Source organism: Neobacillus drentensis (assembly GCF_036962765.1).
In the GTDB taxonomy this organism is placed as follows: Bacteria; Bacillota; Bacilli; order Bacillales; family Cytobacillaceae; genus Neobacillus; species Neobacillus drentensis_C.
In genome coordinates this window covers 1-230 of sequence record NZ_JBALOS010000142.1, presented here as the reverse complement: position 1 = coordinate 230, position 230 = coordinate 1, and the positions used below count along the sequence as shown (strand labels likewise).

The following is a 230-nucleotide window of genomic DNA, read 5'->3' as shown; positions in this document are numbered from 1 at the left end:
CCACGACGCATCTAGTTATGCGGATTGATGAACTAATAGCCTTAGTAATGAATCTAAAGGAGCGTCCTAAATGAAATATCGATCTGCATTTGATATTATTGGTCCTGTAATGATTGGACCATCAAGCTCACATACAGCAGGGGCGGCACGAATTGGCCGGGTTGCAAGAACCTTATTCGGTCGTCTGCCAAAGAAAGCCATAATCTCGTTATACGGTTCATTTGCAAAAA

The 230-nt window shown here is 42.6% G+C and carries 1 pseudogene; it reads left to right on the top strand.

The annotated features are described in order from the left end of the window. Window positions 1–70 precede the first annotated feature (70 nt). Window positions 71–230: pseudogene (locus V7137_RS17705) on the top strand (L-serine ammonia-lyase, iron-sulfur-dependent subunit beta); the annotation flags it as partial.